Source organism: Alteromonas sp. HB246098 (assembly GCF_054890645.1).
This window is the reverse complement of sequence record NZ_JBTZUG010000006.1, coordinates 24,093-46,508: the sequence shown is the minus strand read 5'-3', so window position 1 is coordinate 46,508 and position 22,416 is coordinate 24,093. Positions and strand designations below refer to the sequence as shown.

Sequence of the window (22,416 nt, the reverse complement as noted above, 5' to 3'; positions counted from 1 at the left end):
GGGGTAAACGTGACAGCTTACATACGTGAAAATAGCTGACTTATCGTTTTGCGGTTTTCCCTTTCAATAAGCCTACCCCCAATGCGGCCATGATAACGGCAACCATACCATTCAAATAGTTGAAAAAGGCATAGGGCGCATAGTCGAGTACGTCAACGCCCAGGGTGGCAGAGTAGAACGCACCGGCGGTTGTCCATGGAATAAGGCCTGTGGTCATAGTTGCCCCCTCTTCTACCGACCGTGATAACACGGCACGGTCAAGATTCTGCTGTTCATATTTTGGTTTAAACAGTTGGCAGTTTAGAATAATAGAGATATAGGCCTCGCCCATAGCTAGGTTACCTAAAAAACCTGATGCTATAGTCACTGAAATTAAGGTTGCCGTGCGCTTTACCCGAGTGATGATGCCCGCCAGTAGCGCCGCTAAAAAGCGCGCGCCGTGTAATATGCCGCCTAATGCAATTGCCATTAGGGCAAGGAGTAGCGTCCAGCTCATACTGCTGATGCCGCCCCTACCTAAAAGCGCATCTAAGTTCTCGATGCCCGTATTTTGTGGGGTGTTTTCCCAAAGCGCGTTAAGCACGCTAATGGTATTGGTATCTTGGTAGAAAATGGCGATGATAACGGCAAGCAAAATACTGCACGACATGGTCACTTCAGCCGTAACTTTTTTAATACTTAATACCGTAAGCAATACTAGCGGTAACAGTGTTATATAAGGCGCAAGATTATAGTGGCTGGCAAGTGCTGCTTTAATTTCAACTATCTGTTCAACATTTAAATTCTGGTTTGCGTAGCTGAACCCTATCACTAAGAAAATAACGAAGGTGAGAAGAAAGCTAGGCAGCGTAGTAAGCAACATGGCGTACATATGCCGATAAAGGTTGGTGCCCGCACTCATGGCCGCAAGATTAGTGGTATCAGAAACCGGTGACATTTTATCGCCAAAGGTTGCACCGCATACCACCATGGCCGCCACTATAGGTAGTGGTATGTTCATGGCGGAACCAATACCCATTAGCACTACACCCATAGTACCCACGGTTCCCCACGATGTGCCCGTAGCTACCGACATGACCGCACACAAAATTAACCCCACCGCTAGAAATATACTAGGGTTTAACCAGCCTAAACCGTAATAAATTAACGTTGAGATAGTGCCGCTTTGCATAAAGCTGGCGATAACCATACCTATAAGGATAAAGATATAAATTGCCGGCATGGCCCGGGTTAATGCGCTTGTCATTAATTCGCGGATTTGCAGGTATGTGTACCCCAAACTAAACGCATTAACACCGGCCCAAAGTAAACATAAAAATATGAGCGCATGCAGGCTAATACCTAGGCCAAACAACCCACCCGCTATTAGCGCGACAATAACGCTAAAACAAACCAGTGACTGAGCAAAACTAGGGTGACGTAAAGACTGAGGCGACATGAGGGCTCGTTGATACGTTTGAAAAAATGGAAGTAGTGAAAAACAGTATAGCGACTTTGCTATGCGTTGGAATGACTTTAACGTTGGATAGGCTTAGGATGCGCTCAGTGCCTTTGAAAACAATAACTCTTTCAGCCAATAAGCGCTGCCTAAAAGAGCAAAATGAAAGTTCATTTTACCTATAAAACATCACAAATGGTAATTTAAAGCCCTATTAGCTATTTATGATTATTTAATTGACACCTCTTATTAAGTAGCCATACTTAAATAATTACGTCATTAATGGCTATTTTTGGTGTTTTATGGACAAGGTTGGATATACGAAAAAACTACTTGGTAACCTCGTAAAGCAAGCGAGAGCCGCTTCTATGGATCAAGAAGAGTTAGCGCTTAGAACCGGTACTAGTAAAAATACTGTTAGCAGGTTAGAGCGAGGAAAAGGCATAAATTCGGATACGTTGCTTACAATATTAAATCAACTCGAAGTGCTTGACCCACTTATTGAAACCATCGAAAAGGAGTACGAATTAGTAAGCAATAACCCCTTAAGAAAAAGCTCACTCGTAGAAAAGGAGTTACCTAATGACTTCTAGAGCTTATGTTTTTGTTGACGGACTCGAAAATAACCCGGTTATATGTGGCGTTGTTGAGTTAGACCCAAAGACCAATATCGGGAAGTTTCGATATGGACAAAGCTACCTACAAAGGGATGATGCATTCCCACTAGATCCAATTCACCTCCCCCTACTTAGCGATCAGTTTATTACCAGAGTCAATAAAGGGATGTTTGGCGCTATTTTAGATGCTGGAGCAGATAGCTGGGGTAAAAAGCTTATTTTGTCGCTGCACTCAACTAAGCCTAACAATGACCTAGAACTCGTTCTGGCTGGTTCTGGGATGGGTGTTGGCGCACTTACTTTTAGCTTATCTAGAAGTGCAAGTAAGCCAAAGAAGAGTAAGAATACGCTTGGCGATATTCCCATGCTTTTGCAGGGGAAAAGGGCAATTCTTAAAAATGAAGACATTCCTAAGGAAGTCAAAAAAGCATTTGAATACGGGTCCAGTATGGGTGGCGCCCGACCTAAAACACTGATTGAAGACAGTGGTATAAATTACTTAGCGAAATTCAACCGTCCAGATGATTTATACAACGTATGTTTAGTAGAACATGCAACAATGACAATGCTAAAAGAACTGGACGTTAGAGTTGCAGCCACGTCTATAGTGAACAGCCAACAAGAAGACATATTATTAGTAGAGCGCTTCGACTGTAACGCTGATAGACCAACACACCATTTCTTGAGTGCTAATTCTCTAATTAACCAAGAAAAGTTGACGAATCAGGCACTAACTGAGAATTATAGTTATGGTGCTTTGGCAGAGTTTATAATGAAGCATGGAGCAGAGCCGAGAGATGCGCATGAACTGTACACACGCATGGTTTTTAATATCTTAATGGGTAACACTGATGACCATTCCAGAAATCACGCTTTCTTGTATTCCTTCTCAGATAAAAATTGGCGCTTATCTCCAGCCTACGACGTATTGCCGATAAACAACTCCCGCCAACATGGAATTGGAATAGGGGTTCACGGCAGAGAAGGAACGCTCGAAAATGCGCTGTCTCAATCTAAAAGGTTTGGACTTTCTCAAGCAAAAGCCAAAACAATCATTTCTAGTGTGCAAGCGTTAACTAATGAATGGATACCTTATTTTACCAAGGCTGGTGTACCCGATACCGATATAGAAACGCTTAAGGGGATTATTCCTTCATAGGTAATAAGAAAAGGTAATGGCCCGCCCTAGAGGATTCGAACCTCTGACCTCGGCCTCCGGAGGGCCGCGCTCTATCCAGCTGAGCTAAGGGCGGTTTATAGAACCAGTGAGATGATCACCGAACGTTTCCAACAAGGAATACGCGACTACACGTATGCAGCAAACGGGGCGTAATAATACTTACGCCACGGGCTGGCTTCAACTCATTTATTAAAATCTCTTTAGATGGCTTGGCATAAGTGTTAAAAATCCTTACTTTTTATGGGTAATTGGCCTCAAATAGTTGTTCAGCCCCAATTAACCGTTATAATCTGGACAGTTATATTTTAAACAAATTCACCATTGCCTGGAGACAGATGTGAAATTAAAGACTTGGTTAACTGTTGCTGCTACTGCGCTAACTGTTTTTGCAGCACAAGCACAAGAAATGAGTAACGATGAAATTGCCGATCGCATTAAGCCGGTAGGTCAGGTACACGTTGCAGGTGCAGCGGCAGAAGGTAGCGCTGCAGCAGCAGGCGGTGCAAAGTCTGGTGAAGACGTATACAACTCTGCATGTGTAGCTTGTCACTCTGCAGGTGTTCTGGGCGCTCCTAAAGTTCACGTTGCAGCAGACTGGCAGCCTCGTTTGGACGAGCGCGGTCTTGACGGTGTATGGCAAAACGCTCTGAACGGTATCAACGCAATGCCTCCTCGCGGTACCTGTGGCAACTGTTCTGACGACGAAATTAAAGCCGCTATTGAGTACATGATTGAAGGTATCTAATACCTACACAATCACAACAACTTGATGGAAAAAGTAGCGTTTTACCCTCTAATCGGGTAATTTAACCTGTTGGGAAACGTTACTTTTTTTACTGGCGAGCGGAATGTCACAAGATTCGACGCAACACGAGTTGACTGAAGAAGAACTGCGCGAACTTATACCGCAGCTTCAACAACTCACCGACAAATATAAGCGCGCTGAACGTGTTCAGAAGGCGCTTTTTGATATTTCCGAACTTGCCAGCTCTGTAAGTCACCTAAACCGCCTTTACTCCGCTATTCACGAAATCATTGCCGATTTCATGAACGCCGACAATTTCTTTGTTGCCTTTTACGAACCTGAAAGTAACGTTGTCGACTTTGCCTATTTTATAGATGAATTCGACGAACAAACCGTTCCTCAACTTCCTGCTGAGTCTTTGATGGACGGTATGACCGGCTATATTCTTAAAACCGGCAACTATCTATTTTACAAACGCGACGAAGAAGAAACCTTTGCCTCTGAACACGATATTAAGCTGGTAGGCTCTCAACCTTTTGAACTACTAGGCGTTCCCCTAAAACGCGGTAGCCAAGTGATTGGTGCAATGGTTGTGCAAACTTATGATGAGGGTGTGCACTACAGCCAAGAAGATCTAGAGGTTTTGCTTTTTGTTTCCCAGCATATTGTTACCACGGTAGATAGGGTAAAGAACCGAGAGCTTACCGAACGCACCATTCGCGAACGTACCCGCCAACTTCGAAAGATTAACGACGACCTTCAAGAAGAAATTTTAGAACGCCAAAAAGTAGAGTCGTTACAGCAAGCGCTGTTTGAAATCTCTGAGTTGGCGGCAACTCTTGAAGGCGATATGAATGCCTTCTACTCAAGCCTTCACGATATTCTTGCACGGCTTATTAGCGCGCCGAACTGCTACATTGCTATTCTCGACAAAGAGAAAGAAATGCTGGAGTTTCCTTACTTCAGCGACTCCAAAGAAAAAGATATCAGTGCTAGACCGCTTGGCTTAGGGCTTACCGAATATGTATTACGTACAGGCCAAGCCGAGTTGATAAACCCACCCAAGGTGTTGGAACTTGCTGAGTCGGGTGACATAGATGTTTCTGTTGCTCAGACCATGCTGAATAGCGCTAACTCTTGGCTTGGCTCGCCACTTGTTGTTGAGGGCGAAATAGCTGGTGTTATAGCGGTTCAAACTTATGGCAAGCTGGCAAAATATAATGCCCGCGACCAAGAGCTTCTTCGCTTTGTATCGCACCATATTGCGGTAGCCATTGAGCGCAAGCGCAACACCGAGTCGATGCAGCGCTATAACATTGAGCTTGAAGAGCGCGTGAAAGAGCGCACCGCAGAGCTTAACCGCGCGAACAAGTTTTTAAAGCAGCAAATTGAAGAGCGTAAAGAGATTGAGCTTAAGCTAATTCACGACGCCCACCACGACTCGCTAACCGATTTACCCAACCGCGCTATGTTCACAAGCCGGTTAGAGCTAGCTGTAGCTAGCAAGCAACGTTACAGCGATAACTTATTCGCGGTGTTATTTATCGACTTAGACCGCTTTAAAGTGATTAACGACACGCTAGGTCACCACGCGGGCGACGAGTTTTTAATTGAGGTCGCAAGACGTATTGCGCTGTGTATTCGCGGGCACGACTTACTTGCTCGGTTAGGTGGTGATGAGTTTGTTGTTCTACTGGATAACTTTGAAGATGTGGCAGATGTTGAAGAAGTAGCCAGCCGTATTATTTCATCAATTTCAGAGCCGTTCTTACTAGATGGTCGCGAAATGTATTCCGGCGCCAGCGTGGGTATTGCCCATTTAGAAACCTATTATCGCAGCGCCGACGAAGTCTTACGCGATGCAGACGCCGCCATGTACCAGGCTAAAACACTTGGCCGAGGCCGTTACGTGATGTTTGATAAGAGCATGCGCGAAAGACTAATAGAAGAGCTGGAGCTTGAGAATGAATTCAGGCGGGCCCTGCGTGAAGAAGAGTTTGATTACTTTTTGCAGCCTGTGATTGACTTAAATGACAAGAGCACGCTGTATAAAGAAATGTACATTCGCTGGTCTCACCCAGCCTACGGCAAAATAGCCCGCGAGCAATTTAGGCAAGTGGCAGAGCACAGCGGCCTAACGCTAGACCTTGATTTATTTCAGCTAAACAAAGCGTGCGAGTTACTCAACCACTACAAGAATACCGATGAGCCTATTAACAAAATAGCGGTTAATGTGTCGATTAACCATTTATTACAGGCTTCTATGGTTAATCAAATGATAGATGTAATTGCAGCATCTGACATTACGCCAAGCCAGCTTGTGTTTGAATTTGATGAGAATGACTTAAATCGGCGTTCGCAGTTTATCTTACCGGCAATTAAAAAGCTTAAACGCGCTGGCATAACGCTTGTTCTTGATAACTTTGGTAGCGGATTAGCCTCGCTAAGCTATTTGTTTGCTTACCCTTTCGACTTCATAAAAATTGATCACCGATTTGTAAAATCACTGCCCCGTTCTCAACGTAACTTGAAGCTTATTCAATCGGTGATGCTAATTTCTGAACACTTGAAGTTTCAGGTTATAGCCGAGGGGGTGGATTCTCGGGCCCAGCTTGACGCCTTAAATGAAATTGAGTGTTCGTATGGTCAGGGCAAGATATTAAAGCACGCAAAAGTGCTCGATATGGCATTGCTTGCTGGCTAAAAGTAAGTACTTACTTGCACCTCTAACCATACTACTTTTTCCCTAAAATACCTCTTAGGTTAGCAATACCCACCTGAGCTTTTTGCTGGCGCTCTTCTTTCGTTGCCTTTGGCTTTTGGTTTTCCCATTGAACGTCATCGGGTGGCAGCTCGAATAAAAAGCGGCTTGGCTCTGGATTAATCACTTCACCAAACTGACGGCGTTCTTTGGCAAGGCTGAATATAAGCTCTCGCTGAGCTCGGGTAATACCTACGTAGGCTAGTCGGCGCTCTTCTTCTACATTGTCTTCATCGATACTGCTTTGGTGAGGGAGTAACCCCTCTTCCATACCCACTAAGAACACAATGGGAAATTCAAGACCTTTTGAGGCATGCAATGTCATCAACTGAACCTGGTCTCCTTCCCCGTCGTCTTCGCCCCGCTCCATCATATCGCGCAGTATTAGGCGGTTCACTACTTCGGTTAAGGTCATAGGTTGGTCTAGGTCATTGCCTTCTAGCATGTCGTTAACCCAGCCGAACAAGGTACTTACGTTGGCCATAGCCATTTCCGCAGCCTTGGGGCTGGCGCTGGTTTCATAAAGCCATTCTTCATAACCCATGGTGCGGATCATGGTGCGCACTGCATCTGCAGTGTTGCCACGTTCGGCGTTGTCCGACAGCTCAACTACCCAGCGAGCAAAGGTCGAAACCGAATGAAAAGCTTTGTCGGGCAGCACGCTGTTTAAGTTAGGGTGCGTTGCGGCTTCAAACATAGACACGCCCAAACTATTAGCAAAGTTGCCTAACTTTTCTAGCGTAGCGCGGCCTATACCGCGCCCTGGCGTGTTTATTATACGCAGCAAAGCGTTATCGTCGTCCTGATTCACCAATAGCCGTAAATAGGCCATGATGTCTTTCACTTCGGCGCGACCAAAGAACGACATGCCGCCGCTTATTTTGTACGGAATGCGGTTACTCATTAACAGCTTTTCAAAGATACGGCTTTGGTGATTCCCACGATACAAAATGGCGTAGTCTTTAAATTGGGTGCGGTTCATGAACTTATGCGCTAGCAGTTCAGCCACCACCCGCTCACCTTCATGTTCTTCGTTCTTTGCCTCTATCACTTTAAGCGGCTCGCCGTACTGCAACTCTGAGAAGAGGGTTTTATCGAACAAGTGTGGGTTGTTCTGAATAAGAATATTCGCACAATGCAGAATACGACCTGACGAGCGGTAGTTTTGCTGCAGCTTAATCACGTTTAATCGCGGAAAATCTTCTTGTAGCAAATGTAGGTTTTGCGGCTTCGCACCACGCCATGAATAGATAGACTGGTCGTCGTCGCCAACCACGGTAAAGCGTGCACGCTCGCCAACTAATAACTTTACTAACTCGTACTGACTAGTGTTGGTATCTTGGTATTCATCCACCAGCAGATAGCGAATTTTGCTTTGCCATTTTGCTCTTATCGTTTCGCTGCTTTTTAAAAGCAGCGTGGGCAGCAGAATAAGGTCGTCAAAATCTAGTGCGTTATAGGCTTTTAGGTTGTCTTGGTAGCGCTTATAGGCTTCTGCAAATTCTCTTTCACCTGTGCTGGTTGCCGAATTTAATAAGGCATCGGGCAAGATAAGATCGTTTTTCCAGTTCGAAATACAGCTTTGCAATAGCTGAAGCTGATCTTTATCGCCATCTAGGGTGTCGGACGTTAGGTCATTAAGCAGGGCAAAGGAGTCTTTATCGTCGAATAACGAGAAACCTGGCTTTAAGCCAAGATCTTTCACATGCGCCTTAATAATGGTTAAGCCCATGGTGTGGAAGGTCGATACTTTTAGCCCGCGCGCCTCTGGCTTGCCCAAGGTTTGCGCTACACGTTCTTTCATTTCACGTGCTGCTTTGTTGGTAAAAGTAACCGCTGCAATATAGCGTGCCGGCATATCACAGTTTCTAACTAAATGAGCAATCTTGTTGGTAATTACACGGGTTTTACCACTACCCGCCCCTGCCAGCACCAAACATGGGCCAGACACATAGGTTACGGCAGATTCTTGAGCTTCATTTAGTTTCATTTAATACCTAAAACAACGTACATTTTGGGCGCGACACAGTTTTCATTGCATGTCGTGTCGATACCGATAGAATAGCTTTCACATTTTGAGCTGCGCATTATAAGGGAATTCCATGTTGGATCCGAAGAAACTCGAAGATTTAGCGAAACAAATTGCTGATGCCGTACCACCCGGCGTTAAAAACATGGCTGAAGAAGCCGAAGGTCGAGTAAAGGCGGTATTGCAGTCGCAGCTGTCTAAACTAGATTTAGTCACTCGCGAAGAATTCGATATTCAAAGCCAAGTACTTATTCGTACTCGCGAAAAGCTAGACGCAATGGAAAGCCGCATTGCCGAGCTTGAAGCGAAACTAGCAGAAAAGTAGTTGTTCACAGCTTATAGAAAACTCAAAGCGCCTTCATGGCGCTTTTTTGTTGAAGCCGATAAAATAAAGAATGCTCTTCTGTCTTTGCAAAAGCGCAGAATAAAAGAAACGTTACATCAAGATCTCTAAACCTTTCTGCTCAACAAGACTCAGAAGCTTTAAAGAAGTACCTCGAGGTTTTTTGTTCCCCTGCTCCCACTGCTTGATTGTAGATGGCGTGATATTTAAATAGGCAGCAAAAACAGCTTGGCTTACTCTTGCTTTTTCACGGATTGCTTTTATCCGCTGTCCATCATATTGCTTGAGTTTGGGTAAACATAATGCATCAAACTTATGCATAGTCTGCTTATCCATTACTCCGGCTTCGCTCAAATCTTTTGCAGTACTATGTATTACATCTAAAATGCTTTCTTTCATGTTATCTCACCTCTTCAATACTACCTGAATCAATAGCATTCTTAAGCTTTTCCTCGCTGTAGTTCAGTAGCTCTCTAGCTAAGAGTTTTAAAGACTTCACCTCTTTAACACTAATGTTAGAGCGGGTGCTTTTGGAAAAACCTTCCTTACTCGCCCACCTCTTGAACCACTTCAATTTATATATGCGTATAGATTCCATTCAACACCTAAAGTATAACACTTAGTAGCATATTTTGTGCACCGCTTTAAAAACATCTAGTGAGTCAAGCGCGTGCCTATAAAAGCTAGTAAATACTTTAGACTGGCTATAAATAAGTTATAAGGGGACATTGGTACAGGTTGAAGTTTGCTGTTGGTAAGTTTTACCTTACCAAATAAAAATGCAGCGCCGTACCAAGCGTAATAGCTAAGCCAATGTAGTGGTTTTCAATAAACGCGGTGAAACAGCCTTCACGCTGACGGCGTTTAATAAGTTGATATTGGCGCACGCATAGCAAAGCAGAAAACAGCACGGCTGTGTAGTAAGGCCATGTCGCATTGATTGTTAAGCCTATACACCACAGAATAGTTAGCGCGCAGGCCTGCAACATCATCACAATTAATACGTCGTTTTTACCGAACAATATAGCGGTAGATTTAACGCCTATTTGCAAATCGTCGTCGCGGTCTACCATGGCGTACATGGTATCGTACGCTACTGTCCATAGTAAGTTAGCAATAAACAACCACCAAGCGTACGGTGGTACAGTTTCTAGCACGGCCATAAACGCCATAGGAATGGCCCAGCCAAATGCCGCACCTAATACCACCTGCGGCAAGTGGGTATAACGCTTCATGAAGGGATAGCTTGCAGCGAGCAAAAGCGCTACAACAGATAACGCGATAGTTTGCCAGTTAAGAAACAGTACTAATACAAAAGCTATGGCGATAAGCGCACCAAATAACTGCAGCGCTTGTTTTGGTTTAACTTCGCCTGTTGCCAAGGGGCGCTGTGTTGTGCGCTTAACGCGCCCATCTACCTTTCTGTCAGCATAGTCATTGATAACGCATCCTGCTGAACGCATTACGACTACGCCAGCCACAAAGATAAGCGTAATTCCTAAAGGCGGTAAACCTTGCGCCGCCATTAGCAGTGCCCACAATGTAGGCCATAGCAGTAAATAAATACCTACAGGTTTATCTAGGCGCATAAGTCGCGCGTATGCATTCCAATTGTGTTTCATAATTGTTGTTCGCTTTCCTTTTCGCTTGTCGCTGACTGACCGTAAGCCGGAGAATGAGGAAGAAAAACTTCTGCCACTATCATGCTGTAGTTATCTAACGTAAACAACGAGCGTCTTCCCCACAAGGTTTGGTTACTATTGATGCCAAACTGAGAGGCTTGGGCAGTACATAATTGGAACTGTGAACGGGTGAACCGCGTGTCGTTAAACAAACGTTTTCCAAGTGGCTCGCGGCCTAAGTCAGAAAGCTCACTGTCTACAAATGCTTGAGGAATAATAGATCGTGCAAATACCCAAGGTTGATGGTTACCGCACAGTAGGATTTCCCGAGCTTGATAGCTAGTGCTGCCGTTATTGTGTAGTAACGATAACTCATTGTCGTGAGGTATTTGCGTGCGCTGCCCAATAAGCTCCAGCGAAAAATGATCACTTAAGGATTGCACTCGCTCGGTTAATGACCCTGTGTCTAACAACCAGTTTTTCAGTTGTGCATTAGGAATTGTGATGCCAGAAGGTGCTTGCCAGTCAACCGCCAAACCCACTGGAAAAGTGGCATTAAAACTCACACGAAAAGCCCGAATAATGAATCTGTTAGTATGATAACACGTCATGTGAGAATATTTTCACTTGGTTAAACTTTTGCAGTAGTGTGTTTGATCAGAGATTTGCTACACTACCAAGTGAATTTATTACTTTGGTGTTTCGGACTCCACTATGTTTAAGTCACTAGTTTTACGTGTATTTGCGGTTAGTTTTTTTGTTTTAGGGTGCAATTCAGCGCTGGCACAAGATAAAGCCAACTATGCTTATTTGGGCTTAGAGCCAGAGATTGTTACCAACTATATTAGCGACAGCGCACAAAAGCTGGGGTATGTTCGCGTGTCGGTGGAGTTGATGATTCACGATGTGAACCAGCTTGAAATTGCTGAACACCACATGCCGCTACTACGCTCTACCGCCATTGAAATTTTCGGGCAGCAGCCTGCAGAGAAAGTAAAATCGCTCACTGGCCGTGAAGATATTCGTCGCGCTATTTTAAAAGCGCTTCAAGAGCACATGCAGCAAGAGACAGGTGGTGAAGTCATTAAGAACGTGATTTTTACTAAGTATTTGTACCAAGGTGCTTAGGCAGAATAAAAGCTGCCTAAGTCAACAGAAAAGCGAGCTTTTAACCAGCTCGCTTTTTTGTTTCTATAGCGGTTTTACCGTTTTTATTAGCGTGTAATACGCTAATCATCTAGGTAAGCGCGACGTGCTATCCCATACCTATATGCTGCAGTACTCAACACTTTAGTACCTTTTTAAGCTAAGGCCTACGCTGACTAACTGCTAACGCTTTGCAGAACCCAAGCTTAGTATGGCGGCAAGTAAGCAGCCTGAAATAAGCCCCGCGGTATGTGCAGCATTTGCCATGCTCACCCACAGTATGTCGGCATAGCCAATTACCAACCAAACCAGCATAAAGCCTACAATAGAGTTTGGTAACGACAGCCCCCAACTAGGGCGCAACCAGCCAAGCCACCACACGAAGCCCATCACGGCATATACCACGCCAGATAAGCCGCCAAACAAGAATAGATTACCTTGTACAGGGTCGCTAAATAGCGCCTGTGCGGCATTTGAAATTGTGGCTGATACTAAAAATACAATAAGCAGCATGCTGATACCTAAAGTACGTTCAATTTTGGCCCCCAGCATGCCCCACCACAATAAATTGAATATGATGTGAAGTGCAGAGAAATGGATGAACGCTGGGCCAAGCAGCCGCCACCACTCGTGATTTTCTGCCAAGACAGAAAACGGCTGCATCAATAAGTGCTGTGCAATGGGGGCAAATAACCCAAATAAAGACAATAGGTAAACAGCAGCACACAGCACAAACACCACAGAAGTAAACGGCGCTTTAACCGCATCGGACATTATTTTGCTAAACGAAAAGCCGCTACCTAATGGCGCTAGCTGTACGTTCTTACCACTGTCCCATGCCGCTTGCTGATATTTAGGGTTCGTTGGATTTGCTAAAAAGTCTTCTGCGATAACTTTTGCGCGGTCAACATGCTCATTGTTATCCAGCACAACCACAAACTCTTTTTCATGCTGTACTACGTTGGCGTTGATATGCTGACTGGTTAAATAGTTGGCGAGAAGGTGCGCTGGACTTTGCTGATTAAACGCAATTAAAGGATGACCCATAAGCTAGTTGTTACCCCAAAAGCAAAAAGAGTGTGAAGCGATAAAGATGTACAAGAGCGTGGAATTTAGCTCTCGTCATTGACTCTTTATACTGAAATAGTGGAAGACCTGCAAAACATAAAATAAAGGTGCACATTGTGCACCTTTATAAAATCGCTATTCGGTTACTACCGGGTTCGCCTGTCGCCACGCTTCAAAGCCCCCGTCCATACTATAAACGGTCTCAAAGCCTTGCTGCGCAATCACTTGCGCAGCCTGTTGGCTGCTTACGCCGTGGTAACACACTACAACAACTGGAATATCTTTGGGTGTTTGGTCAATAAACGCTCCAAAGTTATCGTTGTTAAGCGGTGCCGCATTAGGCATATGGCCATTAGCAAACGATTGAGGATCGCGAATATCCACAATCGTTACGTCGCCTTGAAAGTTAGCCACGTCGTTTACGCTAATGTGTGAGAATGTTGTCATTATTGCCAATCCAAAATAACTTTACCTGAGTGTCCTGACCCCATGGTATCAAACCCTTTCTGAAAGTCATCAATGGAAAAGGTATGGGTGATGATGGGTGAAAGGTCCAGACCGCTTTGTAGTAAGCTCGCCATTTTGTACCAGGTCTCGAACATTTCTCGGCCATAAATGCCTTTTATCACCAAACCTTTGAAAATAACTTGGTTCCAGTCGACAGCAACGTCTTGCGGAGGAATACCCAGCATAGCCACTTTGCCGCCGTGATTCATCTTGTCGAGCATGTCTCTGAAGGCTACCGGCACACCAGACATCTCAAGGCCCACATCAAAGCCCTCTGACATACCCAGTTCGTCCATAACGTCTTGTAAGTTTTCTTTACTTACATCAACAGCACGCGTAGCCCCCATCTTTTCAGCAAGCTCAAGGCGATACGGGTTGATATCAGTAATCACTACGTGACGGGCACCTACGTGTTTGGCGACCGCAGCCGCCATAATGCCGATAGGCCCTGCACCTGTGATAAGTACATCTTCGCCTACTAGGTCGAAACTTAGCGCGGTATGAACGGCATTACCAAACGGGTCGAAGATAGACGCTAGGTCGTCGCTGATATTGTCTGGAATTTTAAACGCGTTGAAGGCAGGAATAACTAAATATTCGGCAAATGCGCCAGGGCGATTTACACCCACACCTTCGGTGTTGCGACACAAATGTACGCGGCCAGCACGGCAGTTTCGGCAATGACCACAGGTAATATGACCTTCACCGGAGACACGGTCACCTACTTCGAAGCCTTTTACTTCTTGCCCCATACCCACTACTTCGCCCACGTATTCGTGACCGACGACCATAGGCACTGGAATAGTGTTTTGCGACCACTCATCCCAGTTGTAAATATGCATATCAGTACCGCAAATCGCGGTTTTGCGAATTTTAATTAGTAGGTCATTGTGCCCTACTTCAGGCTTTGGCGTGTCTTGTAGCCAAATACCTTTTTCCGCTTTCGCTTTTACTAGCGATTTCATGAAATCACTCCCATTTCACGGCCTACTTCGATAAATGCATCAATGGCTTTATCAACGTGTTCAAGGCTATGACCTGCCGACATTTGCGTACGAATTCGCGCTTGTCCTTTTGGTACAACAGGGTACGAGAAGCCGATAACGTAAATGCCTTTTTCTAACAGTTTGTCGGCCATTTCACTGGCTAAGCGGGCATCGCCCAGCATTACAGGAATAATAGCGTGATCTTTACCTGCAAGGGTAAAGCCCGCGTCTTCCATACGCTTGCGGAAATGGTTGGCATTTCGCCATAGATTAGCGCGTAACTCATCGCCTTCTTTCATCATTTCAAACACTTTTAACGATGCTGAAACGATAGGTGGCGCAACTGAGTTAGAGAATAGGTAAGGACGCGAGCGCTGACGTAGCCATTCAACAACTTCCTTTTTGCCTGACGTGTAACCGCCTGACGCACCACCAAGGGCTTTACCTAATGTACCGGTAATAATATCGACGCGACCCATTACACCGCAGTATTCATGGCTACCTTTACCGTTTTCGCCTAAGAAACCCGTAGCATGGCAGTCATCAACCATTACCATGGCATCGTATTTGTCGGCCAAGTCGCAGATTGAAGCAAGGTCGGCAATAACGCCGTCCATAGAGAATACGCCGTCGGTAGCAATGATTTTAAAGCGAGCGCCGTCAGCATCGGCTTGCTTTAATTGCTCTTCTAACGCTGCCATGTCGTTGTTGGCGTAACGGTAACGCTTGGCTTTACACAAACGTACGCCGTCAATGATACTCGCATGATTTAGCGCATCAGATATGATGGCATCTTCCGGTCCAAGAAGGGTTTCAAACAAACCTCCATTGGCGTCAAAGCAAGACGGATAAAGAATGGTGTCTTCGGTGCCTAGAAAGTCGCTGATAGAGGCTTCTAGTTGCTTGTGAATGTCTTGCGTTCCGCAAATGAATCGCACAGATGCTACGCCGAAGCCATGACTATCTAAGCCTTCTTTCGCCGCTTCGATTAAGCTTTCATTGTTTGCCAGGCCTAGGTAGTTATTGGCACAAAAGTTTATAACGTGCTCGCCACCAGCAACGCCAATATCCGCTTGTTGTTGCGACGTGATTACGCGCTCTTTTTTGTACAAACCATCTTCTTTCGTGGCTTCAATTTGCGATTGCAAATGAGAAATAAATGCCGCAGACATGCCATTCTCCAAGTGTGGGTATATGAAAACCGCTAGTGTAATGAAAGCGCATGGAAGGGTACACACCCTTGCGCTGTATTTAATGGGTTTGTCGACTAAGTTTGTAAATTATTCAGCACACTCACAAAAAAGGTTAAATCACGCTAATTTGTTTTAAGTGCTAGGCAAAGTCTTTCCAAAAGCCGTTTTCTACTTTGTCTTTTAATGTGTCCCAAAGGTTTACTTCAGGTATAGGTCGGCTAATAAGATAGCCTTGGCCCTGATGGCAGTCAAAATGACAAAGCAGCTCGTACTGCTCATTGGTCTCAATACCTTCAGCTACCACCTGCATGCCCATATTACGCACCATGGATATGGTGGAATGCACAATGTTTCTGTCATCTGCACTGCTGGCGATGTTGGCAACGAAAGAGCGATCTATTTTTATAAAGTCGGCGGGCAATGATTTTAGGTAACTTAGGGATGAATAGCCGGTTCCAAAATCATCAATCGCTAACATGCACCCCATATCACGTATGGTTTGCATTATACCCGTAGCCCGTTTGATATCTGAGACCAACACGGTTTCAGTTAGCTCTAGGCAAACTTGGTCTGGAGCGATATCGTTTTTAATAATTTGATGCTGTAAAAACTCGGGCAAGCTGGGGTCGAGGAACTGCCCCGCTGATAAGTTAATCGCCACCTTGATATCGGGGTAGCCGCTGTTTTTTAGCTCGTTAACTAGATGGGTGGAGCGCGTGATCACCCAATAATCTAACTCGAGCATAAATGACGTATTTTCAAGCAGAGGGATAAAGTCGCCTGGCGATATATGCCCTTTTTTAGGATGATACCAGCGTAGTAGTGCTTCAAAGCCCATGAGCTTGCCGCTGTGCATGTCTATTTGCGGTTGCAAGGCAAGGCTAAACTGATTGCCTCTTAGCGCTTCGCGAGCTTCAGATTCTAATTCAACCTTTTGCATTACCTTAAGGTTCATAGTGGCGTCGTATACTCTAAACTCAGCACCTTTCTTCGCTTTGGCTTCGTACATCGCAATATCGGCATGGCGCAGCAGCTCTACCGGTGTAGCGCGGGAGTGATTAGTAATGGCTATACCAATGCTGATTGAAACATAAAAAGTAACGCCGTCGACAATAATGGGCTCTTGAAACTCGTCGATAATTTTTTGCGCGACCGTATCGACATGTTTTTTGCTCTCTATATTCGACAGCAAAATAACAAATTCATCGCCCCCAAACCGCGATGCAATATCAGACTCCCGAATAGGACGGGAAATTCTCATTGCCGCAGCTTTAAGCAGCTTGTCGCCGACATCGTGCCCATGGCTATCGTTAACTTTTTTAAAGTCATCTAAATCCATAAACATGAGCGCTACTAGCCTGTCATCTCGAATTGAGCTGGCCAGTTGTTTTTCAATTTGAAAGGTCAACATGTTGCGGTTGGGTAGACCTGTCAGCACGTCGAACATGGCCATTTTCTCTAGCTTAGCGGTGTTTATTGCCATTTGACCGTCAAAGCTTTCTAGCTGGCGCGCTAAATCGTTCGCCGCTTCTTCAACCACGTCGAGTTCGTCGGTAAGCTTAAATACAGGCAGCTTTTGACGCTTTGCCGCAACCGTATAAAATTCGCTAAATTTATGCTCAGCCAACATAGGCAGGCGTTCGCTTATGTCTAGTAACCTTGTGCGATATTGATTTAAGAAAAGATAGAGCAACGACGAGAAAAGAAGAAATAATGCGATAGCGCTTGAAATAACCACGTACTGATATTGCTCGTTCTGACGTATCATTGCCGATACATTTTGAACGATAAGCAAATAAGGATGATCGCCTGCGGCATGGTCGAAAGGCAAAAGGCTAACCAGAAGCTGCTGGTTTTCTAACTCTACGTTTACTCCTTTTATCACTAGGTCGTCAACACGCCAGTTTTCAGGCAATGCCTTAATAAGCGAATTCAAAAATTGTTTGTTAGCAGCGGAAACCTGACTTGCTACCTTTAACGCAAGTTTTCCAACCTGAGGTTCATCTACCTGAACAACCGCCACTTTATATACATCGGTGGCACGGCTAAACAGATACAGTAATTCTCGCATGGAAGTAGAGACAATAATAACCGGCACTTTATCGCTTGATGCCATTATAGGTATGGAAATGTAGTGAGTGCATACGCTTTCGCAGACCAGTAACGAACGGCTTTCAAATGAGGCCCGAGTAGAATCTACAAGCTGCTTGATGGTGCCATTAACGGGGTAAGCAGGTTTTCCAACAACACCGTTTTCATCGAATAGGTAAAGAGTTTCTACCTGAAAATTGAGCGTTAGGTATTCACTTAGGTCATCTAGCGTACTACGTAAATTATCAAGGTTATTAGAATACGCACCATTTTTACGGCTAATGATATCAATGAGGGTGATCATACGGCTATGAAGTATGTCTTCGAATAGCTGAACCCTGCGCTGGTTGCTAATTTGGCTTTCCCGCTGCTGCATCACAACCTGTGCTTCAGACTCTTGAATTAGCACGGTGGATATGACGATAGTAACGGTTAAAACCATAGCCAGTAAAATAGCAATGGTTTTCGTGGTAAAAGATACCTGAACCTTCATCTTTTACCCTTAAAACCAATACATCAATTGTATTGACCACATTTCCCAATGCTTATCAGAATGGGATGCCACATCTCGGTTTAATAAGCTGACTACACGCGTTGCTCCTTCGACCCAGTGATATTCGCCTTGCAATCGCCATTTAGGTGCAATGTCCCAGCGTAAACCCACCGTGTAAGTATCTTGATACCCGAAGTAGGCAGGGATAAGGCCTCCCGTGCTTGCCTCTAGTTCTTTACCGTCACTGTCGGAGGTATCGTTAATATATTTATCGTAGCCAATAAGACCGCTGATTTCGTTGTTAAACAAATATCTAAACTGAACGAAACCACCTTCACCGGTGCGTTTTTCGGCAAAGTCAGGGGAAAATAGCCCCTGGCTGTTTTGTTTGTCGCGAATTATTTCTGCAGACACTTCCCAGTGTTCAGCAAAGTATTGCGCAGATAACATAAATCGCTCTATGTTCGCGGTACCCGGCAAACCATCTTCATCCTGTGATGGCGTGTACTTAAAATCGGAATTAAGCCAACCAGCACCTATTTTCCATGTCATAGATGAAGGCTGCAAAAACACGCTTGCTTGATGTACGAAGTCTTGTCTGATTTTGCCTTTAACTTCGTTACCTAAGAGAAATTCGCGCTGAGAATCGTTTATATTTGAGCGTCCGTAGCTCCAATTAAGTTCCCAAGTATATTCCTTACCGTAATTAGAAAAACTGGTCAGTATGCCGTTACTACCCAATGCAACATCGCGAAACCCGTCGTTATATACCGATTGAGGCAATATTGAGGTATATCGCGTTTGAGGGACATCTCTGGTCGATGAATAAAGCCAGTGGATGTTTTTAAAGCGTCCAGCGTGAATTTGCCCACGCCACATGCCAGGTAAATTAGGCAGCTTCCAATCAACAAATAAATAATCGAGGCGAGCACCTTGCTCGAAACGATTCCCACCGTCTAAATAGTTAACTTGCCCAGCAATGGATATATTTTCAGCAAGCTGATAATAACCGTTCAAGCCGATCTCAGTGAGTTCACCCGTCACGTTATTATCATCAGTAATAAAACTACTGTCTTTCGACTGAGTTAAGCCCTGTGAAACATAGCCATGCCAGGTAAAATCTGATTGCGCGCTAACGATATGCGAGCTGAAGAGCCCAAGCGCTAAAGCGATGTATATTCTCATTCTAAATCTACCTCAACGCGTCTAAGCTTAACGATTTCCGTTCGTTCAACATAACCAATAGAACCCACCGTATTTTCCAATGCATCAACTAGCGCTTGATAAGAGGTTACTCTGATTGGTGTAATACCTTGACCAGAATAGGTAATTTGGTCCCAAAGACGAGACAGCTGATAAGGGAACATCTGAAGAATATCGCGGCAAAATTGACGGTGTAACTCGTCGCTGTCTTGCAGTACGAAAACGGTAATTTTAGTACCATTTTCCCAATACTGGCGCTGTCCCGTAAAAATCTGACGAAGTTCTGAGCGACTAAGCTCTTCGACCATTACACTTTCGTTCACCATGACGTTAAGTTCCGATGCATTTACTTTAGGCAAGCATATGAATAGCACTGCTAGTGTTAGCAGTACTTTTTTACCTGCAGTAAAAGTATGAATCTCGGACAGCCATCGCAAAGCGGGCTTTTTCATTCAGTAACGACTCCCTGCTTAAAAGAAGTACACAGCTCAACGCTAAGTGTAGATAATAGTTGGTAGTTTTACCTTACGATAAAAAAATTAAACGAGGAACGGCGCAACTTTTTGCTTAACCATGTCTACGGTAATTTTTTCCATTAACTGGCTTCCTTTGGCTCGCGTTCCCCACGGTAAGGCGCTCCAAGGCTTCCCTTTTTGCTCTTCTATGCATTCATCATAAACCGATACCAACCTTTCAAGATTGTTGTAAGGCCCTGTTCTACGTGGATTAGAGTGTGCGTATAGCCCAATAACAGGCGTGCCCACGGTAGTTGCCATGTGAGCTGGCCCAGTATCTGGTGCAATAACTAGGTGAGCATGCTTTAGTAACATAAGCAGCTGATGCAATGTTGTTTGCCCAGTAAAGTCTTTAAGCGGATATTTCACACTCGCTTTAATTGCATCAGCAGTTTTGCGGTCTAAATCTCCTGGACCGCCGCATAATATCACGGTGACACCGGCCTCTTGGATATAGTCAGCAATACTTGCGTATCGTTGCGGCAACCAATTTCTTTCAGCCTTACTTGCCGCTGGTGAAATAACGACATATTTACCCAAGGTTTTAGCTTGTTCTTCTCCCCACTTTGCATCTTCTGATGCAACTGGAATGTTCCAAGAAACTGCTTTTGGCTCAGGTACGCCCAATGCATCGGCGAAATCCATAAAACCTTTAAGCACATGAGCGTGCTTTGTGGCAGCCACCCGTTTATTGGCAAACAACCAGTGCAGCTCCTTACTTCGTGCCCAGTCAAAACCTATGCGCTGCTTTGCTTTAATCACTCGCGAAGCTAAGTTTGCCCGTAGTGCCACCTGCATCATTAATAAAGCATCAAAAGTTTCACCGGCCACTTGTGCTTTGAGCGACTCCACTGCAGCTTTCCCTTTTGACTTATCAAAAATAATAAACCGTACGTTTGGCATCAGCTTCACCAGCTGATACTCCACTTTCCCTATTACCCACGTAATTTCAGCATCGCGCCACTGTGATTGAATTCGAGTAACCATTGCGACGGCATGACACACATCCCCAATGGCCGATAAGCGCATTAAACAAATCTTTTTTCCCACAGAAGCTCTCTCGTTGCTGAAAAACCAAAATAAATCATTAGAATATGAAATTTACCATAAGTTGTGGGCAACATGGCGACAATGCGACGAGACATAGGTGCTGGACACCACTTTATTTTCGATAACACCCTGGTCAGTCAGCCTAATACAGAAATGTTCAGCCCTGAATTTTGGCAGCTACAAAACAAGATAACAGGTCAAGCTAAGGGACGTGGTACAACCATCTTCATTGAGCATGAAGGTCAGCACTGGGTTTTACGACACTTTATGCGTGGCGGTCTGATAGGTAAGCTACTTAGTGACCAGTACTTTTTTAATGGTATCGAACGCTCTAGACCTTTTGAAGAGTTTACATTGCTCGAATACATGCGAGGTGAAGGTCTTTTAGTACCTATACCTGTCGCTGCACGTATCCACCGCAGGGGCTTGATTTATCGGGGCGATATAATCACCCTTAACATTCCTAATAGCCAAGATCTGCACCACGTTTTGTGCCAGCAGCCCTTATCAAAAAACGAATGGCATGAAGTGGGACGAGCGCTGGCTCGAATGCACAATTGCCAGGTTTATCATCACGATGCGAATATTCGAAATATTATGATTGATAGCGATAAGCAAATTTGGCTTATCGACTTTGACCGCTGTTCGATACGCAAAGGGGAAAGCTGGAAACAAAGTAACCTAGATCGTCTATTGCGCTCTTTGCATAAAGAGCAAGCCAAAAACCCGGTATTTCACTGGAAAGAAGACGATTGGACGGCATGCTTAGATGGCTATAACGAATTGGTGAAGCGTTAAAAACCGCGAATAATAAACATAATTGCAGCAGTACTTAGCATTACTCGTTAATGTGGTACAGTAGCCCCGTTGAACCTATAAACCCTATACGACAATAAGATTCAATTTATGCACACTAGAGCACTTTATCCAGGTACTTTCGACCCAATCACTAACGGTCATGCAGACCTTATTGAGCGAGCATCTCAGCTATTCTCTCACGTTATCGTGGCTATCGCTTCTAACCCCAGTAAAAAGCCGCTCTTTACATTAGAGGAACGGGTAGAAATGATAAAGAAAGTTACTGCCGATCTGCCTAATGTTGAAGTAGTAGGGTTTACTGGTTTACTAGCGGACTTTGCGGATGAACAAAACGCGACTATTTTGATTCGTGGTTTACGCGCGGTATCGGATTTCGAATACGAATTCCAGCTGGCCAATATGAATCGACGCCTAAACCCGAAGCTTGAAAGTGTATTTTTGACTCCAGCTGAAGAAAACTCGTTTATTTCTTCTACTCTAGTGAAAGAAGTAGCCTTACATCGTGGGGCTGTAAGTGGTTTTTGCCACCCCGTAGTAGAGCAAGCGTTAAGAGACAGGCTAGGTAAAAAGAGCTAGGTAAATCGGCGTTGTTCAGTACAGCAGGTTTACA

The 22,416-nt window shown here is 44.7% G+C and carries 22 protein-coding genes and 1 tRNA gene; 8 read left to right on the top strand and 15 right to left on the bottom strand.

Going from position 1 to position 22,416, the window contains the following annotated elements; all coding sequences use genetic code 11:
* Positions 1–40: 40 nt before the first annotated feature.
* Positions 41–1,438, bottom strand: a complete 1,398-nt coding sequence (gene nhaC / locus ACYTPF_RS13505) for a Na+/H+ antiporter NhaC (RefSeq protein WP_461852573.1) — start codon at positions 1,436–1,438, stop codon at positions 41–43.
* Positions 1,439–1,740: 302 nt separating this feature from the next.
* Between nhaC and ACYTPF_RS13500 the strand changes: the two genes are divergently transcribed.
* Positions 1,741–2,031: a helix-turn-helix domain-containing protein gene (locus ACYTPF_RS13500; protein ID WP_461852572.1), complete on the top strand. Its 291-nt coding sequence runs from the start codon at positions 1,741–1,743 to the stop codon at positions 2,029–2,031.
* On the top strand, positions 2,021–3,214 hold the full coding sequence (locus ACYTPF_RS13495; protein ID WP_461852571.1) for a type II toxin-antitoxin system HipA family toxin: 1,194 nt from the start codon (positions 2,021–2,023) through the stop codon (positions 3,212–3,214). Before ACYTPF_RS13500 ends, ACYTPF_RS13495 begins: the two co-directional genes overlap by 11 nt.
* Before the next feature lie 17 nt (positions 3,215–3,231).
* Here ACYTPF_RS13495 and ACYTPF_RS13490 read toward each other — a convergent pair.
* A tRNA-Arg gene (locus tag ACYTPF_RS13490) sits at positions 3,232–3,308 on the bottom strand.
* 264 nt (positions 3,309–3,572) lie between these two features.
* Between ACYTPF_RS13490 and ACYTPF_RS13485 the strand changes: the two genes are divergently transcribed.
* Positions 3,573–3,980, top strand: coding sequence for a c-type cytochrome (locus ACYTPF_RS13485; RefSeq protein ID WP_179981921.1), 408 nt, complete (start codon positions 3,573–3,575; stop codon positions 3,978–3,980).
* A 103-nt stretch (positions 3,981–4,083) separates the two neighbouring features.
* Positions 4,084–6,684, top strand: a complete 2,601-nt coding sequence (locus tag ACYTPF_RS13480) for a sensor domain-containing phosphodiesterase (RefSeq protein ID WP_461852570.1) — start codon at positions 4,084–4,086, stop codon at positions 6,682–6,684.
* A 31-nt stretch (positions 6,685–6,715) separates the two neighbouring features.
* Here ACYTPF_RS13480 and rep read toward each other — a convergent pair whose 3' ends face one another.
* Entirely contained in the window at positions 6,716–8,731 is a 2,016-nt protein-coding gene (rep, locus tag ACYTPF_RS13475) for a DNA helicase Rep (RefSeq protein ID WP_461852569.1), read from the bottom strand.
* Positions 8,732–8,843: 112 nt separating this feature from the next.
* On the opposite strand from rep, the gene ubiK reads away from it, so the two are divergent.
* Positions 8,844–9,095 carry a ubiquinone biosynthesis accessory factor UbiK gene (gene ubiK, locus ACYTPF_RS13470; RefSeq protein ID WP_014975278.1) on the top strand — a complete coding sequence of 84 codons (252 nt, stop codon included), beginning with the start codon at positions 8,844–8,846 and terminating at the stop codon, positions 9,093–9,095.
* Between the two features lie 111 nt (positions 9,096–9,206).
* On the opposite strand, the gene ACYTPF_RS13465 is transcribed toward ubiK, so the two are convergent.
* The 4 genes from ACYTPF_RS13465 to ACYTPF_RS13450 all read right to left on the bottom strand — a co-directional run bounded on the left by ACYTPF_RS13465 (position 9,207) and on the right by ACYTPF_RS13450 (position 11,301).
* The gene (locus ACYTPF_RS13465; protein WP_461852568.1) at positions 9,207–9,512 is read right to left on the bottom strand and encodes a helix-turn-helix domain-containing protein; all 306 of its coding nucleotides are present in this window, start codon (positions 9,510–9,512) and stop codon (positions 9,207–9,209) included.
* Position 9,513: 1 nt separating this feature from the next.
* A complete protein-coding gene (locus ACYTPF_RS13460; RefSeq protein ID WP_461852567.1) occupies positions 9,514–9,711 on the bottom strand; it encodes a type II toxin-antitoxin system RelE/ParE family toxin in 198 nt (65 codons plus the stop codon).
* A gap of 163 nt (positions 9,712–9,874) precedes the next feature.
* Positions 9,875–10,735 carry a 4-hydroxybenzoate octaprenyltransferase gene (ubiA, locus tag ACYTPF_RS13455; RefSeq protein WP_461852566.1) on the bottom strand — a complete coding sequence of 287 codons (861 nt, stop codon included), beginning with the start codon at positions 10,733–10,735 and terminating at the stop codon, positions 9,875–9,877.
* On the bottom strand, positions 10,732–11,301 hold the full coding sequence (locus tag ACYTPF_RS13450; RefSeq protein ID WP_461852565.1) for a chorismate--pyruvate lyase family protein: 570 nt from the start codon (positions 11,299–11,301) through the stop codon (positions 10,732–10,734). Before ACYTPF_RS13450 ends, ubiA begins: the two co-directional genes overlap by 4 nt.
* Before the next feature lie 148 nt (positions 11,302–11,449).
* Between ACYTPF_RS13450 and ACYTPF_RS13445 the strand changes: the two genes are divergently transcribed.
* Positions 11,450–11,863, top strand: a complete 414-nt coding sequence (locus ACYTPF_RS13445) for a flagellar basal body-associated protein FliL (RefSeq protein WP_179981914.1) — start codon at positions 11,450–11,452, stop codon at positions 11,861–11,863.
* Positions 11,864–12,064: 201 nt separating this feature from the next.
* Here the strand turns inward: ACYTPF_RS13445 and glpG are convergent, their stop codons facing one another.
* From glpG to ACYTPF_RS13405, 8 genes are all read right to left on the bottom strand, one after another.
* Positions 12,065–12,928 carry a rhomboid family intramembrane serine protease GlpG gene (gene glpG, locus ACYTPF_RS13440; RefSeq protein ID WP_179981913.1) on the bottom strand — a complete coding sequence of 288 codons (864 nt, stop codon included), beginning with the start codon at positions 12,926–12,928 and terminating at the stop codon, positions 12,065–12,067.
* Between the two features lie 156 nt (positions 12,929–13,084).
* On the bottom strand, positions 13,085–13,396 hold the full coding sequence (gene glpE / locus ACYTPF_RS13435; protein WP_118490912.1) for a thiosulfate sulfurtransferase GlpE: 312 nt from the start codon (positions 13,394–13,396) through the stop codon (positions 13,085–13,087).
* Positions 13,396–14,421, bottom strand: a complete 1,026-nt coding sequence (gene tdh, locus ACYTPF_RS13430) for an L-threonine 3-dehydrogenase (protein WP_179981912.1) — start codon at positions 14,419–14,421, stop codon at positions 13,396–13,398. The genes glpE and tdh overlap by 1 nt, the downstream gene beginning before the upstream one ends.
* Complete coding sequence (locus ACYTPF_RS13425; RefSeq protein WP_136783231.1) at positions 14,418–15,614, bottom strand: glycine C-acetyltransferase; 1,197 nt, start codon at positions 15,612–15,614, stop codon at positions 14,418–14,420. The genes tdh and ACYTPF_RS13425 overlap by 4 nt, the downstream gene beginning before the upstream one ends.
* A gap of 160 nt (positions 15,615–15,774) precedes the next feature.
* The gene (locus ACYTPF_RS13420; protein ID WP_179981911.1) at positions 15,775–18,219 is read right to left on the bottom strand and encodes a bifunctional diguanylate cyclase/phosphodiesterase; all 2,445 of its coding nucleotides are present in this window, start codon (positions 18,217–18,219) and stop codon (positions 15,775–15,777) included.
* A gap of 9 nt (positions 18,220–18,228) precedes the next feature.
* Positions 18,229–19,404 (bottom strand): hypothetical protein, encoded by a 1,176-nt coding sequence (locus ACYTPF_RS13415; protein ID WP_461852564.1) that lies wholly within the window; start codon positions 19,402–19,404, stop codon positions 18,229–18,231.
* Complete coding sequence (locus tag ACYTPF_RS13410) at positions 19,401–19,874, bottom strand: hypothetical protein (protein ID WP_179981909.1); 474 nt, start codon at positions 19,872–19,874, stop codon at positions 19,401–19,403. Before ACYTPF_RS13410 ends, ACYTPF_RS13415 begins: the two co-directional genes overlap by 4 nt.
* A gap of 87 nt (positions 19,875–19,961) precedes the next feature.
* Positions 19,962–20,987 (bottom strand): glycosyltransferase family 9 protein, encoded by a 1,026-nt coding sequence (locus ACYTPF_RS13405; RefSeq protein ID WP_461852563.1) that lies wholly within the window; start codon positions 20,985–20,987, stop codon positions 19,962–19,964.
* 72 nt (positions 20,988–21,059) lie between these two features.
* On the opposite strand from ACYTPF_RS13405, the gene ACYTPF_RS13400 reads away from it, so the two are divergent.
* Together ACYTPF_RS13400 and coaD are read left to right on the top strand one after the other, a co-directional pair.
* A complete protein-coding gene (locus tag ACYTPF_RS13400) occupies positions 21,060–21,785 on the top strand; it encodes a 3-deoxy-D-manno-octulosonic acid kinase (protein WP_232091077.1) in 726 nt (241 codons plus the stop codon).
* A gap of 108 nt (positions 21,786–21,893) precedes the next feature.
* Positions 21,894–22,382: a pantetheine-phosphate adenylyltransferase gene (gene coaD / locus ACYTPF_RS13395; protein WP_179981907.1), complete on the top strand. Its 489-nt coding sequence runs from the start codon at positions 21,894–21,896 to the stop codon at positions 22,380–22,382.
* The last annotated feature ends 34 nt before the right edge of the window (positions 22,383–22,416 follow it).